This is a genomic window from Sorangium sp. So ce375 (assembly GCF_051473855.1).
Lineage (GTDB): Bacteria > Myxococcota_A > Polyangia > Polyangiales > Polyangiaceae > Sorangium.
The window spans coordinates 1,218,426-1,233,155 of record NZ_CP150335.1 but is presented as its reverse complement, the minus strand read 5'-3'; the positions used below and the strand labels follow the sequence as shown (position 1 = coordinate 1,233,155).

The window sequence follows — 14,730 nt, the reverse complement described above, 5'->3', positions numbered from 1 at the left end:
CGAGGTAGGGCATGCACGCGACGAACATCGAGAGACAGGAGCTGCACGAGGAAGCCCCGTACGAGGAGCGACCCTCGCTCGATCAGCTCGTCGACCTCGATGCGCGCCCGACGCCCGAGCCCCGAGGTGAAGCCGGCGGCGCCGGCCTCAGCGCCGGCCCGCCGGTGCTCGCCTACGGCACCGCGCTGGACGGCGACGAGCTCGTCGTCCAGCTCGATGGCGGTCCCCGTCCGGCGCGGCGGGCCAAGAGCTGCCTCGTCGCCGTCACGCCGGGCGACCGGGTGCTGTGCTCGGTCTCCGCCGACGCCGTGTACGTGCTGGCCGTGCTCGAGAGCGCCGGCGCCGGGCCGACCCGCGTCGTCGCCGAAGGCTCCCTCGAGCTGCAAGCCGGCGGAGAGGTGGCCATCGACGGCGCCTCGCTCCTCCTGCGCGCGAGGTCCGCGAGCGTCATGATCGAGGAGCTGAAGGTCCTGGGCCGCTCCGTCGAGGCGAGCTTCGCCGAGAAGGCGACGTTCTTCGCCGAGCGCGTCGAGTCGCGGGCCTCGCGCGTGCTCCAGCGGGCGAAGCAGGCGTTCCGCTTCGTGACCGACCTCGAGCAGGCGCGCGTGGGCAACTACGACCTGCGCGCCGAGAACCTCGCCGCGGTGCGCGGTGAGAACACCATCGTCTCCGCGCGGGTGCTCGCGAAGCTCGATGGCGAGCAGGTAAAGATTGGTTGAACGGTTCGATCGGATGGATGGAGGACGCGATGCTCGCAAAGACGCAGGCCGGTGGGATGAATTTCGCGTTTCCCGACGTGTGTTTGACCCCGACCCCGGCGGGACCGGTACCCATCCCCTATCCCAACATCGCGCTCGAGCCGACGAACATCGCCTTCGTGCCGAACGTGCTCATCACCTGTGCACCCGCTCACAACATGATGACGATCGCGCCGATGACCAATGGTGACAACCCTGGCGTCGCGCTGGGCGTGGCCTCGGGAACGGTGATGGCGCCGCAGCGGAACCTGACCGGAGCCTTCACCGTCATCGTCGGCTGCGCGCCGATCACCCGGCTCACGAGCCTATCGATGCAGAACAGCACGGACGCGTTCGGCGCCAAGATCGTGCCCAGCGTGACGAACACCATCGTGCTGTCGCCGTGAGCTGGGCGCTGCGCCGCCCCTCACCTCGCGGCCCTCGCCTCGAGGTCGGTGCGCGCGCCGGACGGGCCCCGGAACAGGACCCATAGCCGCGGCACAGGGGACCGCGAGGGCGGGGGCACCGCGGGGTCGACGATCGCGGCCGACCCGCCGCAGTATTTGCACGTCACCCGGCGCACCCCTTCGGGCGCGTCGAGCGGCGCATGGCAGCGGGGGCACTCGAGCGCGATCACGGCGGCGCCACGGGCCGGGCGCGGCCGGTCAAAGACGAGCGCGACCACGCCGCGCGGCATCGCGCGCCGGACGAGCGCGGGCACCTCGCCCGAATGGCTCACACCGCACGCGCACGCGTGGGGGCCGCCGCGCCACTGGGGATCGACGAGAGCTCCGCACGCGCAGATCGGGTGGCCGGGGCCGGCGACGAGGTCGACGGGCGTGTCGTCCGTGGGCCGGAGCCGCTCGCCGGGAACGTCGGCGCGCTCGATGCCGATCTCTTTGAAGGGGTTGAGGATCGCGATCGGCGGCCGGCCGATCGCGCCGCCCTCGGGGTCGGGGCCAGCCATGTCGGCGACCGCATGCGCGTGCCGGAGCGCGGTGCGCCAGAGCAGGGCGGGGAGCTCCTGCGTGTGGCTGCACGTCGGGCACACAGCGCGGCCGTCGTCCGCGAGCGAGGCGAGCGGCACGCGCCCGGAGCAGCCCGCGCACGCCCACGCGAAGGCGACATGGCCCCAGTACGCGTCGTCGGCGCGCCGCACCACCTCGACAGGCTCGGGCGGGTCGTCGCCGCACACGCGGCACGCCTTCTGGCGCGTCGGCACGACGCGGCCGCACTGCGGGCAGATGCGCAGCGCATTCGCGGCGACGTTCGGCGTCGGCTCGCCGGGCCCGAAATCCGACTCCGCGAGCTCCGCTGCCGTGAGCTCCGCCTCCGCGACATCCGCTGGCGGGACCGGCAGGCCGCAGTTGCGACACAGCCGTGCCCCCCCGCTGTACCGGGTCTTGCAAGACGGGCACGTGGCCATGCGGCGAGTATATACCAGCGGAGATCCCCGGCGGGGCCGCTGATGCGCGGAGCTAGGATGGCCCGGCAGGGCCCCCGAGCGCGCGACAGCGCGCGTCGTCGAGCACGAGGCGCACGCCGCGGTTCGATGGAAAGAGCGCGTTGAGGCGCGCGGTGACCGCAGGATCGCCGGTGAAGACGTCGATCTGCCGTCCGACGACCTTGATGCCGCGATCCTCGGCGACGAAGCAGCCGTCGTGCAGGCCTCCACCGGGGAGCGGCAGCCCGACGAGCTCGGGCACGAAGAGGGACGTGCCGAGCGGGATGACGCTCGAGTCGACCGCGACCGTGCGCAGCGGCGTGATCGGGCGCCCGGTCGCGCCGCGGCCATACGGGAACCGCCGCGGGTCGAGCCGCTCGAAGCAGACCTGCTGGCCGGTGCGCGGGCAGACATCGGCGCACGCGCAGCCGCGTCGCGCGAAGCTCACCGTGGCACCCGATGCGAGCCGACCGCTGCCCTGGACGCAGACCTGATCGTGGAACGCGCGCGGGACGCTCGCGAGCGGCGCGCACCCAGCGTCGTAGAGGACCGCATCCTTCGGCCCCGCGCCCTCGCTCGGGAAGTCGTAGTAGGTGTTCCGGAACAGCCCGGGCGCGAGCCCCGGCGCCACCTGCGGCGCCGGCGCCGGCGCCGGCGCCGCGCGCGCGGGCCTGCCGTGCTCGCGCACGAGGATCGCGGGCTCGTCCTGCGCCGACGCCGCGCCCTCGACGCCGCCCGGGTCGGCCTGCGCCGCGTCGGGCGCCTCGCCCGGCGCGCCGCCGACACGTCGCGCGCGGCCCCCGGGTTCACCTGCGGCGCCGGCGCCCCGGCCGCGATCGCCGTCGTCCGGGGCGGGCTCGTGGAGCCAGCCGCCGCCTCCGCGCGCGATCTGCGGCTCGCTCGATCCGTCATGGACCCAGTCCGCGCCGCCCTTGCCCGCGCACCCCGCGGCGAACGCGAGCAGGAGCGCATGGATCCCGCGGGCGACGAGCGCCTTCGCGCGCGCCGCGCTCGTCAAAAGGCACCGCCGAGCCGGGCGAGCTCCCGGATCGCCGCTGCGGCGATGTCTGCGCGCGCCCAGAACGCGGCGGGGGCGCCGGCGCTCTCGGGCGCGGCGCCGGCGGCGATCACCACGGGCGCGGCGTCGCCCGCGCCCGGCTGGCCCAGGCGGCTCGCGACGAGCCGCAGCGGCTCGACCACCAGCGCGAACGCGATGTCCGAGCCGAGCGGCGCCAGCGCGGTCTTCATGGCCGGGACCTCGCCGAGGCGCTCTCCCTGGAGCGCGGCGACCACGCTGCGGAGCCCCGCGCCCGGATCGTTGCCGACGGAGGCGAAGAGGCCGTCGTCGCGGATCAGGTAGAGCAGCTCGATCGACGACGGCGGGAGCGACGCCCCCTGCGCGGCGGGCCCCCCCTGGCCGCCGGACGGCCCCGCGCCCTGCGGCCCCTTGCGCGCCGGCGCACCTCCCGCGCCGGCAGGCCCGCTCGCCCCGGCGGTCCGCTCGAACCGCACCCGCCGCACGTCGCCCTCGAGCCGCGGGAGCTCCGCCTTGGCCGCGGAGACCCGGAGCCCCTCGCGCTGCAGCGCGGCCTTGATCGGCGGGAGCTCCGAGGTCCCGAGGAGGTCCTGGATGGCGGCCTCGAGCTTGGCCCGGTCGCCCACGGCGGCGCGCACGAACGCCGTGGGACCCGCGCCGTCGAAGCGGAGCCCGCCGGCGAACCAGTCGCCGCGCGCGTCCGACGCCGCGCGGATCGCGGCGCCGAGCCGCTCCCGCTCCGCGGGCGGGAGGTCGCCCTCGACGAGCCCCGCGAGGGCGTCGACGAGCCTCGGCACGCTCTCGGCGCGCGTCGCGGCCCGATCGCGCACCAGGATCCCGACGAGCGAGTCGGCCGGCAGATCGAGCAGCGGCTTCACGTCGCCGACGGCGAGATCGGCCGACGCCTTCGACGCCGGGCCGCCCCCTGCCTTCGGCGTCCCGGAGGCGCGCAGGTGCACGTTGTCGTCCAGCACGAGCGTGAGGCGCGCCCGCTCGAGATCGCCGAGCACCGCGAGCGCGCTCTCTATCATCGGGCCGAGCGGGACCGCGGTGGCGCGCGGCGCGCCGTCGGGCCCGCGCGCCTTGTCCCAGGCGCTCCGCGCCGCCTTGAGCACCGGGCCCTCGAGCGCGGACCGAGGGAGCTCGACCGCGAGGTCCTCCTTCGGCGCCTGCGCTTGCGGCATCGTCCGCGCGACGTACGGGCCCAGGGAGATCAGATCGCCCGGCGTCTCCGCGACGAGGAGGTAGTTGCCGAGGACGCCGAGGGCCACCGGGCTCGCCCCCTGGAGCGGCTCGAGCAGCGCGATGGAGGTCGCCGCGTCGAGCTTCGCGCGGAAGCGCGCCCCCTCGCCTCGCGTGAGCTGATCGATGAAGCGTCCACCGTCCTTCACGTGGATGCCCAGCGCGGCCCGCGGGCGCGCGCGGTCGGCGGCCTCCACGGCCGCGCCGAGCACCGGCACGCCGCCGTCGATCTCGGACGCGACGGTGATGGGCAGGCCGAACAGCGACGCGGCGAGCGCGCCCGCGGTGCTCGGGAGGAGCGCCCCCGAGCTGCCGATGAGGGCGCGCGCCTTGGCCCACGTGGCGTCCGGCGTCGGGAGGAACGCCTCGGCGATGAGCCCCGCCGGCGCGGGCACGGGGCTCATCGCCGAGGCGCCGGCGTCGGACGGCGCGCCAGGCGATTTGCAGCCCAGAGCGCCCGCGCTCAGGCCGAGGGCGATGGCCAGGAGCGCGGCAGCGCGACGGCGCGTGGTAGAGGTCGATCGCACGATCACGACCCGAACGGTAGCGCCTTCCCGCCGCGGTCGACCACGAACCTGCAAAATCCCACGCCCCTGGCCGCGGTCCACGCCCCGGCCGGACAGCGACGCGGGGCACGGCCGCTGCCCCCATCGGCCCTGCGCTGGTCCGAGCGGCGTCAATGGAAAGCTGCGGAGCAGGCACACCGCTGCGCTAAGCTCGGTCCGATGCCCCGCCCCGGCTACGACAGCGTGGTGCTCGTCACCGGCTTCCCCAAGTTCACCGCGCGGAAGATGCTGCTGCACATCCTCGCGTCGGAGCCGCGCACGCTCGTGTATGCCGTCGTGCTCGCGAAATCGTCCGCGCAGGCGAGCGCGGAGCGCGAGGCGCTCCCGGCGGCGGACCGCGAGCGCGTCGTGCTGCTGGAGGGGGACGTCGCGGCGATGGATCTCGGGCTGTCGGGCGCCGAGTTCCGGCAGCTGGCCCGCGAGGTCGACCGGATCCATCACCTCGCGTACGTGAGCCACGCCGGGGCCGCCCCGAGCACCGCCCACGCCGTGAACGTCGTCGGGACGGCCGAGGTGATCGAGCTCGCCCGCGCGTGCGCCTCGCTCCAGTGCCTCGTCCATCAATCGACCGCGTTCGTCGCGGGGGACCGGACGGGGACGGTGTACGAGGACGATCTCGAGGCCGGCCAGGCGTTCCGCAACCCCGTGGAGGAGACGCGGATGCGCGCGGAGGTGCTCGTGCGGCGGGCGATGCGCCACGTGCCGGCGGCGATCGTCCGACCGACAACGGTGGTGGGCGACTCGACGACCGGGGAGATCGACCGGTTCGACGGCCTGTACCTCCTGGTGCTGCTCATCATGGCGGCGCCGGCCGACATGGCGATCCCGATGCCCGGCCGCGGCGACGTGCCGCTCAACATCGTCCCCGTCGATCACGTCGTCCGCGCGACGCACGCGATCGGCCTGAGCCGCCTCGCGCCGCGGCGCACGCTCCACATCGCCGACCCGCACCCGCTGTCGGCGCGGCGGGTGTTCGATCTCATCGCGCGGGCGAGCGGGCGTCGCGCCGCGCGCGGTCACATCCCGTCGAACCTCGCGAAGGCGCTGCTCCGCACGCCGGGGATCGAGCGCTTCGTCCGCAGCCCGCGCGCGTTCGTCGAGCAGCTGATGACCCCGGTGCGCTACGACGCCCGGAACGCCGATCTCGTGCTCACGGCCGCCGGAGTCGCCTGCCCGCCCTTCGAGTCGTACGTCGACGTGCTCGTCGGCGCCGTCCAGGAGCGCGTCCGCGAGCGGCGCGAGCGCCAGGAGATCGAGGTCAGCGCGGACGCCGAGCTCGACATCGAGGATCCGCTGTCGTGAGCGGCGCAGCCTGCTCCGCGGCCCGCGCGGAGATCCCGGAGCGCGGCGCGGCCCCCTGCAGCGCCCCACGGCGGCGCGCGCCGGCGAGGCCCCTCTCCGCGGCGACGGCGTGCGCCCTCTCGGCGCTGATCGCGGCGCTGTCGCTCGGCTGCAGCTCGACGCGCGAGCACGTCGCGCCGCCCGCGCCCGAGGTGGGATCCGCGCCGCCCGCGCCTTCGCCCCCGCCGCGCCTCGCGGAGGCCCCCGCGCCCGTCGGCGAGCACGCCGCTGCGCCGCCCCTCGCGGAGGCCGCGCCGGCGCGCCCGCCGGAGCTGGATCTGCTGCGCCCTCAAGACGGGCCTTACGCCCACTTCTTCGCGGCGCTCCGCGCGCTCGAGCAAGGGCGCCGCCGGGATCACGTGCGCATCGCCTGGCTCGGCGACTCGCACGCCGCCGCGGATTTCTGGAGCGGCGCGGTCCGCACGGCCCTGCAGCGGCGCTTCGGCGACGGCGGGCTCGGCTTCGTGCACCTCGGCTATGCCGCCTATCGCCACGACGGCGCGCGGCTCACGGCCGACGGCAAGTGGCGGCCCCGCCCGAAGGCGCCGGGCGGCTCCACGCCGGTCGACGACGGCGTCTTCGGGCTCGGGGGCGTCCTCTTCGGCGCGCAGACGGCGCCGGTGCGCGCGGAGATCACGGTCACCGCGGCGGGGCCCCCCGCGCGGCTTTTGTGGGACGTGTGCTTCCGCCCGAGCGCTCCGGCCGACGAGGTCGCGGTGACGATCGAGGGCGGTCCGAGCGAGGTGCTCCGCGCGGCCGCGGGCGAGGCGCCCGGCGCGCTGCAGCACGCGAAGCTCGCGAGCGTCGGCGCGACGAAGCTCAGCGTCGCGCCGTCGGGCGGGGCCGAGCTCTGCGGGCTGGTCGTCGAGCGCGGTCCCGAGGCCGGGCCCGGGGTGGTGATCGACACGCTCGGCATCAACGGCGCCCGCCTGGCGACGCCGCTGCGGTGGAACGAGCTCGGCTGGGCCGCCGAGCTCGCGCGGCGCTCGCCGGAGCTCGTCGTGATCGAGTACGGCACGAACGAGGCGGGCGACGTCACCACCGATCCGTCCCTCTACGGAAAGCAGCTCGCGGAGCTGCTCGCCCGCGCCCGCAGGGTGGAGCCCGACGTCGACTGCGTGGTGCTCGCGCCGACGGACCGGAGGGACGCGCCGGAGCGCACGCCCCTCGTCCGAGACGTCCTGCGCGACGCCGCGCGGGAGGGCGGCTGCGCGTTCTGGGACACGTACGAGGCGATGGGCGGAAGGGGCTCGATCGAGGCCTGGTACCGCGAGCGACCGCCGCGCGCGTCGCGCGACGGCGTCCACCTGACCTACCGCGGCTACCAGGAGCTCGGCGTGAAGCTCTCGAACGACATCCTCGAGCGCTATCGACCCTGACGAGCGGCTCCGCGTTCGGGGCCCATCCGACACCGACGGCACGCGGCCGGCCCGGTGGCCTTGCTCGTGCTTTGCCCCTGTCGTTGCTCGCTCGGCGTGAAGGCTTCTCACGCGCGATGGGCGAAGGGGGCACATGCTGCATGCCGGGGACGTTGCAGGCGGTCGCTTCCGGCTGATCCAGCAGATCGGCGCGGGTGGGATGTCGAGCGTCTGGTGGGCGCGCCACGAGCTCATCGGCCGGGACGTGGCGCTCAAGCTGTCCCCGGCGCTCCGGGATGAGCAGGTCGTCGGACGTTTCATCCGGGAGGCGAAGATCATCGGCAAGTTCCAGCACCGCAACATCGTCGGCGTGGTCGACGCCGGGGAGCTCCCGGACGAGGGCTACCTCTTCCTGGCGCTGGAGCTCCTGCGGGGCTCGCCGTTCGCCGACCGCCTGCTGCCGCACCGGCCGCTGCCGCCCGAGGAGGTGGTGCCCGTCCTCATCGAGGTGTGCTGCGGGCTCTCGGCCGCCCACGCCGAGGGCGTCGTACACCGCGACATCAAGCCGGAGAACATCATGATGGCGATGGTGCCCGGCGAGGGGATCGTGCCGAAGATCGTCGACTTCGGCATCAGCCAGCTCACGGGCGCGGGCGACGCCATCACCGTCGACGGACAGCTGCTCGGGACGCCCTCGTACATGAGCCCGGAGCAGGCGCTGGGCAAGCGCACCATCGACGCGCGCGCCGATCTCTGGGCGGTCGGCGTCATGCTGTACGAGGCGCTCAGCGGCGCGCAGCCGTTCACGGGAGGCAACCACCACGCGCTCCTCCGGCGCATCCTCGAGACCGAGCCTGCGCCGCTGCCGACCTCGATCCCGCAGCGCCTCCGGAAGATCACCGGCCGATGCCTCGAGAAGGACCCGGTGCGGCGCTACCCGGACGCGGCCTCGCTGCGCGCGGATCTCCAGGCCGCGCTCGACGATCTCCGGGCGAGCGCGCCCGCGCCGATCGCCATCCTCTCGCCGCAGGCCGTGGGCTCGCGGTCGGAGGAGACGACGCTGCCCCGCGACGCGCTCGTCGCGCCGCCGAAGCCCGCCGTCCACGCCCTCCGGCGGCTCTGGACCCGGCTGCCGCGGGCACCCGGGTGGCGCGAGGCGACGACGATCGGGCGCACGCAGGGCGCCGACGCCCCGCAGGACGCGGCGCGCCGCGCGAAGACGATCATGGCGCTCCGGCTCGCGGGCGCGGCGGCGCTCGCGGCGGCGCTCAGCTCGGCCGCGCTGCGGGCGCAGGGAGACGCGGGGCCCGAGACCGCGGCGCGCGAGAGCCTCCGCCCCGTGCTGGCCGCGGCCTTCGAAGGCAGCGGCGCCGCCTGGCGGCGCGGCGCCGGCGCACCCGAAGCGGCGGGCAGCGGCGCGTCGCCCCGGAAGGTGGCGGGCCGCGACGGCGCGCTGCGCTCGCCCGGGCTCGCCTCGGAGGACCCCGACGGCGCCGACGCCCCGTCGGCCTCCGAGGACAGGCCCCCGCGCTGGCAGGCGCCGCGCGGGCCATCGCGATCCCGCATCACCAGCCCCGGGTTCTGATGACCAGCGCCGCACCGCTCACCGCTCGCCGCCGACGCTCCTTCAGGCGCGCCGCCGCGCTCGGGCTCGTTTGCTGGGCGCTGCTCTCGCCCTCCTGGGCGCACGCGCAGGACGACAACGCGACGCGCGCGCTGCGGCTCCAGTTCGCGCAGGGGCTGACGCTCGAGATCGCGGGGCGCTGGGCCGACGCGCTCGCCCGGTTCGAGGGGATCGCCCGCCAGCGGCCGACCGCGAACGTGACGTACCACGTCGGCCTCTGTCACGAGCGGCTCGGCCGGCTGCGCACGGCCGAGCGGACGTACCAGCACGCGCGCGCGATCGCGAACGTGGACACGCGGCCAGCGACGCCGGCGGTGCTCGTCGAGATCGACGCGCGCCTCCAGGACCTCGAGGGACGGATGCCGAGGATCGTGCTGAACCTCGCCGGCGCGACCGACGGCGTGACCTTGCTGCTCGACGGCGAGGTCGCGCAGCCGTCGCGGGCGATCCGGGTCGATCCGGGCCCCCACGTCGCCGTGGCGCTCCGGCACGGGGTCCCCGTCGCGGCGAGCGCGTTCTCGAGCCACGAGCGCCGCACCAGGTTCGTGACGCTGACCGTTCACCCCGTCGCGCTCCGCGTGTCCAGCGTGTCGCGGCCCTGAGATCGCCGAGCCGTCGGCGCGTGAGGGGCGGCTCGCGCCTCCTGGCGAGCAGCGGCTGGCCCTGCGCCTCGCGCGCGGTGTTCGCCTCGCTGGTCCCCCACCCTGAGAGACATCGCCTGCTCACCCGCGCGCGGCGCTGGCCTGGACGGCGCGCGCTGAGCTCCCCACACCCGGACACGTGTATGTGAGCGTCGGGACCACGCCCTCGCTCCGGACGTGATCGCTCCGCGGCGGCGCGCCCTTCGAAGAGCTCCCTGGCCGTGCGGCCCTGCGCTCGTCATGGGCGTGTGCCCGCCCGCGCTCGGAGCGTCCACGCGCCGCGAGATCTCGCGGGAACGTGGGCGCGTCAACGCACGCGCGGCGATGGCCCCAGCGTCCGGCGCCTGCTTGGATCCCATGCGAGGCTCGCCTGACAGGACGCTCCGGACACGCCCAAGCCCGCCGTGCCATCGGCCGTGAACGCTGGATCCAGCTTCTGACGTCCTGTTAGCATGCGAGACCCATGGCGCTCGACAGGCCGCCCGGTGCGGGCTCTGCTTCGCGACTCGGCAATTATGAGCTGCTGAAAGAGCTCTCCGGCGGCGGCATCGGCTCCACGTGGCTCGCGCGGGCGTCGTCCGACGAGGGCGAGGCGAAGAGCACGCCGCCCGTCACGATCCTGCGCATCTACCGGCACCTCACGAAGAGGGCCGAGACCGCCGACAGCATCCTCCGTGAAGCCGGGATGGCGCAGCAGATCCGCTTCCCGAACGTGCTCTCGGTGATCGACGCCCGCACCGCCGACGGCGAGGTCTTCATCGTCTCGGAGTACGTGGAGGGCGAGCCGCTCGGCGCGCTCGTGCCTCTGGCCGGCGCCGAGGGGCTGCCGCCTCCGGTGTCCCTCCGCGTCGCGGTCGACGTGCTGCGCGCGCTCGCGTCCGCGCACACGGCGCAGCCGGCGCCGCTCGTTCACGGCGAGCTGAGCCCGACCCACGTCTCCGTCGGCATCGACGGCGTCACGCGGGTCGGCGGGCTCGGCGTCGCGCGCGCCATCGCCGGGCTCGCGCCCATGGGGACGAGGAACCCCGATCGGCTGGCCTATGCGGCGCCCGAGCGGGTCAAGGCGATGGCGGCGCACGCGGAGGCCCCGCTCGATCCGCGCGCGGATCTCTTCTCGGTCGGCGTGGTCCTCTGGGAGCTGCTCGCGCGGCAGCGGCTGTTCTCGTCGAAGCTGGAGGCGGCGGTCATCCAGAAGGTGCAGACGGCGCCGATCCCGCCGCTCTCGGGGCTCGCGGGAGGCGCCATCCCGGCCGAGGTCGCCGCGGTCGTCCAGACGGCGCTCGAGCGCGATCCGGCGCGCCGCTTCGAGAGCGCATCGGCGATGCTCGCGGCGCTGGAGGCCGCGGGAGCGGGGCGGATCGCCGGGGATGACGACGTGGCCGCGGCGGTGAACAAGCTCGCCGGCAAGACGATCGAGCCGCGCAGGACGATGATCGCGGCGGCGATGGCGAGCCCCGCCGCCGCGCCCGGATCGCGGCCGCCGCCGCGCGCGCGGGGGATGACGCTGGTGGGCGTGGCGATCCCTGCCGCCGACGGCGCGCTCGCCCCCGGTGGCGACAGCCCGCGTCACGCGATCACCGCGCCGTCGCCGCGCGCGCGCGCGATCCCGGCGACGCCGGGCGCGCCGCCCGTGGCCGCGGGAGGCGCGGTCGCCGCGGGCCAGGTTCGCCCGTCGAGCGGCGCCACGGCGCCGAAGGACGCCGCCGCGCCGAAGAACGGCCTGGCGGCCAGGCCGGCGGCCGGCGCAGGCGCGTCGAACGGCGCCGGGCCGGCGGGTGCCGAGGCCGCACACGCCAGCATCGACACCGGGTGGGGCTCGGTCGACGATGCCCCCGCCCTGCCCAAGCCGCGGCCCCCTGCGCAGACCCTGCCGCGGATCGAGGTTCCGGGCGAGGGGACGGCGGACCGCGCCCCCGCCGCGGCGAGCCTCGGGCGCGCCGCAGCGACGGGGACGGCCACGGCAAAGGAGCAGCCGCCGGCGCGGCCAGCCGTGCCGCGCCCGGCCGATCCAGGCGACACCCTCGTGGCGGCGCGAGCGACGCCGACGCCGGCCGAGGGGACGGTGCCGAAGCGGCCGACGCCGATCCCGGGTGCGCCGTCGCCGAGACCGCCACGCCCGCCTCCGCCCCCTCGCGCGGCGGCGCAGCCCGAGGCCCACGGCAAGGTCGCCGCTGCAGCGCCCGCGGCTGTCGGGCCAGCGATCACGCCCAGCCCTCCGACGCCTCGAGTCCCTGTGCCGCCCCCGGCGCCGCCGGCCGCTGCCGCGCGCCGCACGCCCGTGGTGCCTGCCGTGACGCCGGCGCCGCCGCGCGCAGCGGCCGCACCCGCGGCGCCAGCCACGAGCCGCGTGCCGATGGCGCCGGCGGCGCCCTCTCCGCCTGCAACGCCCCCTCCGCCTGCCGCGCTCGCGCCGGCCGCGCCGCCAGGCGCTCCCCAGCCCCCGCCCGCTGCTGCGCCCGCGTCGGCCACCTCGCCTGCGATCCCCATCGCGGCGAAGACCCCGCCGCCCCCGCCGGCGGCGCTCGCGCCTGCGGCGTCGACGGCTGCGGCGCAGGAGACTGCGCGCGGCAGCGGTCCCGCGTCGACCTCCAGCAGGACGATCGCCACGCCGACCGGGGCCCAGACGAAGCTGTGGGGTCGCGCGGCGTCGGCCGTGGACCGGCTGGGGCCGGGGAGCACCCTCGGCCGCTACGAGATCCTCATGCCGGTCGCCAAGGGCGGCATGGCGGCCGTCTGGGCCGCGCGCCTGCAGGGCACCCGCGGCTTCAGGAAGATCGTCGCCATCAAGACGATGCTGCCCGACGTCTCTGACGACCCCGACTTCGAGTCGATGTTCCTCGACGAGGCGCGGGTCGCGGCGCGGATCCGGCACCCCAACGTCGTCGAGATCCTCGATCTCGGCGAGGAGGACGACGTCCTCTACATCGTGATGGAGTGGGTCGACGGCGAGACGGCCGGCACGCTGCAGAAGGCCGCGAAGCGGCTCGGGGGCATCCCGCAGCGGATCGTGCTCCGCATCGCGTCGCAGATCTGCGCGGGGCTCCACAACGCGCACGAGCTCCGCGACGACAGCGGCGTGCTGCTCGACCTCGTCCACCGGGACATCTCGCCGGCGAACGTGCTCATCTCGACCGCCGGCTTCGTGAAGATCGTCGACTTCGGCGTGGCGAAGTCGAAGGGACGCCTGCACGTCACGCGCGCTGGCGGCATCGTCAAGGGGAAGACGCCGTACCTCTCGCCGGAGCAGCTCGGCGGGCTCCCCATCGATCGCCGGAGCGACATCTTCTCGCTCGGCGCGCTGCTGTACGTGCTCACGACGGGGCTGCACCCCTTCCGCGCCGAGACCGAGCTCGCGACCATCGAGAACATCACCATCAGGAACCCGCTGCCCCCGCGCGAGCTGAACGGCGCGATCCACCCCGAGCTCGACAGGATCATCCTCAAGGCGCTCGAGAAGGATCCCGAGAGCCGCTTCTCGACGTGCGCGGAGATGCAGCGCTCCATCGATCAGGTGGCGTCGACGCTGGGCGAGCCCACGACCGACGAGGACGTGGCGGCCTTCGTGCGGCAGGCGATCGGCGAGATCCAGGCGAAGCGCGCGCAGGAGCTCCGCGACGCGATCGTGGCCGTCGACGCGGGCGCGGCCGTGAACTCCGAGCGCCGGCCCGGCGCCTCGCCGGAGAGCCACGCCGCGCTGGCCGACGTCGGCGTGGGCTCGCGCGAGGGCGGGCCCGCCGCCGCGGCGGCCTCCGCCGCTGCCGGGTCCCCCGCGGCGACAGCGGCGCCGGCTGGCGTCGGCCTCTCGTCGAGCGGCGCGGCCCCCTCCCCGATCGCGGCGAAGGAAGAGGAGGTGCCGATCAGCCTGGAGCCGATCTCGCTCGAAGAGATCGCGGTGCCGGCGCAGCCCGCCGAGACTCCGCCGCGGCTCATCATCGCGCCCTCGCTGCAAGCCGACATCCCGCCCGGCGAGCCGGTCGCGCCGGTGAGCCCGCGGCCCGCCGCCCGGGAGGGCAAGCCGCTCGGCTCGTCCGCCAAGCGCATCCTCCCGGCGGCCGGCATGCCCGTCACGAAGGTGCTCGCTGAGGCGGACCCGCCCTCCTCCCGGGCGGCGGCGCTCAGAGAACGCCTTGCGCGGAGCTCGCGGAGCCTCGCCAACGACGTCGGCGAGGTCACGGCGGTCGACAGATCGTACGAGACCGGCCAGCGACGAAAGCGGCTCCAGCTGATCGTGGCTGGCGCTGCGATGTTCTGTGTGGCCCTCGGGGCCGTCGCGCTTGTCGCGCGCAGCGGCGACGAGCGCTCGCGTCCCGAGATCGGCAAGGCGCGCGTCGACGCGCTGCCCGCGCCTGCGGCGGCCGACACCACCTCCGCCGCGGCCGCGGCGGAGGCCGTCCCGGCCTCGCCCGTTTCGCCCGTGGATCCTCCTCCGGCGGCGCAGCCGCCGTCACCGCCCGCGCCCGAGCCGTCGGCGACGCCATCGACGACGCCTCCCGAGGCCACGCCGACGGCTTCCGCGACGCCCCTCGCGGCGGCACCGGCGCCCTCCGAGACGGCCAAGGCGCCGGTGGCGGCCACGTCGCAGCCCATCGCGGCGCCGCAGGCCTCGCGCCCGCCGTCGACCTCGCGCCCCCGGACGACCTCCACGGCGACGAAGGCTGCGCCCAAGCCAGCGCCGGCCGCCAAACCCACCCCCAAGAAGAAGTACAACCCATCGGGTATCTAAACATCGTGCGATCTCGAC

Annotated in this window: 10 protein-coding genes; 7 read left to right on the top strand and 3 right to left on the bottom strand. The window is 75.7% G+C overall.

Translation table 11 applies throughout. The features are described 5' to 3' along the window. Positions 1-11: 11 nt before the first annotated feature. Together WME90_RS04755 and WME90_RS04750 are read left to right on the top strand one after the other, a co-directional pair. Complete coding sequence (locus tag WME90_RS04755) at positions 12-719, top strand: DUF3540 domain-containing protein (RefSeq protein WP_437279867.1); 708 nt, start codon at positions 12-14, stop codon at positions 717-719. A 29-nt stretch (positions 720-748) separates the two neighbouring features. Further along, entirely contained in the window at positions 749-1,144 is a 396-nt protein-coding gene (locus WME90_RS04750; protein WP_437283559.1) for a DUF4150 domain-containing protein, read from the top strand. A 20-nt stretch (positions 1,145-1,164) separates the two neighbouring features. On the opposite strand, the gene WME90_RS04745 is transcribed toward WME90_RS04750, so the two are convergent. Genes WME90_RS04745 through WME90_RS04735 form a run of 3 tightly spaced genes read right to left on the bottom strand, consistent with a single transcriptional unit; the run spans position 1,165 to position 4,986 of the window. Then, positions 1,165-2,163, bottom strand: a complete 999-nt coding sequence (locus WME90_RS04745; protein ID WP_437279866.1) for a double zinc ribbon domain-containing protein — start codon at positions 2,161-2,163, stop codon at positions 1,165-1,167. Positions 2,164-2,215: 52 nt separating this feature from the next. Next, positions 2,216-3,199, bottom strand: a complete 984-nt coding sequence (locus WME90_RS04740) for a 3D domain-containing protein (RefSeq protein WP_437279865.1) — start codon at positions 3,197-3,199, stop codon at positions 2,216-2,218. Next, a complete protein-coding gene (locus tag WME90_RS04735) occupies positions 3,196-4,986 on the bottom strand; it encodes a hypothetical protein (protein ID WP_437279864.1) in 1,791 nt (596 codons plus the stop codon). Before WME90_RS04735 ends, WME90_RS04740 begins: the two co-directional genes overlap by 4 nt. Positions 4,987-5,184: 198 nt before the next feature. Here WME90_RS04735 and WME90_RS04730 point away from each other — a divergent pair, with 198 nt between their 5' ends. The 5 genes from WME90_RS04730 (at position 5,185) to WME90_RS04710 (ending at position 14,712) form a co-directional block, all read left to right on the top strand. Further along, positions 5,185-6,327: an SDR family oxidoreductase gene (locus tag WME90_RS04730; protein WP_437279863.1), complete on the top strand. Its 1,143-nt coding sequence runs from the start codon at positions 5,185-5,187 to the stop codon at positions 6,325-6,327. Further along, positions 6,324-7,745 carry a GDSL-type esterase/lipase family protein gene (locus WME90_RS04725; protein ID WP_437279862.1) on the top strand — a complete coding sequence of 474 codons (1,422 nt, stop codon included), beginning with the start codon at positions 6,324-6,326 and terminating at the stop codon, positions 7,743-7,745. The genes WME90_RS04730 and WME90_RS04725 overlap by 4 nt, the downstream gene beginning before the upstream one ends. 133 nt (positions 7,746-7,878) lie before the next feature. Next, positions 7,879-9,309 (top strand): serine/threonine-protein kinase, encoded by a 1,431-nt coding sequence (locus WME90_RS04720; RefSeq protein ID WP_437279861.1) that lies wholly within the window; start codon positions 7,879-7,881, stop codon positions 9,307-9,309. Further along, a complete protein-coding gene (locus WME90_RS04715; RefSeq protein WP_437279860.1) occupies positions 9,309-9,950 on the top strand; it encodes a tetratricopeptide repeat protein in 642 nt (213 codons plus the stop codon). The genes WME90_RS04720 and WME90_RS04715 overlap by 1 nt, the downstream gene beginning before the upstream one ends. Positions 9,951-10,452: 502 nt before the next feature. Then, on the top strand, positions 10,453-14,712 hold the full coding sequence (locus WME90_RS04710) for a protein kinase domain-containing protein (protein WP_437279859.1): 4,260 nt from the start codon (positions 10,453-10,455) through the stop codon (positions 14,710-14,712). The last annotated feature ends 18 nt before the right edge of the window (positions 14,713-14,730 follow it).

What these genes read in the sequence shown, in the direction of transcription:
- WME90_RS04755 (WP_437279867.1), top strand. Translation starts at nt 12, where the DNA reads ATGCACGCGACGAACATCGAGAGACAGGAGCTGCACGAGGAAGCCCCG.
- WME90_RS04750 (WP_437283559.1), top strand. Translation starts at nt 749, where the DNA reads ATGCTCGCAAAGACGCAGGCCGGTGGGATGAATTTCGCGTTTCCCGAC.
- WME90_RS04745 (WP_437279866.1), bottom strand. Translation starts at nt 2,163, where the DNA reads ATGGCCACGTGCCCGTCTTGCAAGACCCGGTACAGCGGGGGGGCACGG.
- WME90_RS04730 (WP_437279863.1), top strand. Translation starts at nt 5,185, where the DNA reads ATGCCCCGCCCCGGCTACGACAGCGTGGTGCTCGTCACCGGCTTCCCC.
- WME90_RS04720 (WP_437279861.1), top strand. Translation starts at nt 7,879, where the DNA reads ATGCTGCATGCCGGGGACGTTGCAGGCGGTCGCTTCCGGCTGATCCAG.
- WME90_RS04715 (WP_437279860.1), top strand. Translation starts at nt 9,309, where the DNA reads ATGACCAGCGCCGCACCGCTCACCGCTCGCCGCCGACGCTCCTTCAGG.
- WME90_RS04710 (WP_437279859.1), top strand. Translation starts at nt 10,453, where the DNA reads ATGGCGCTCGACAGGCCGCCCGGTGCGGGCTCTGCTTCGCGACTCGGC.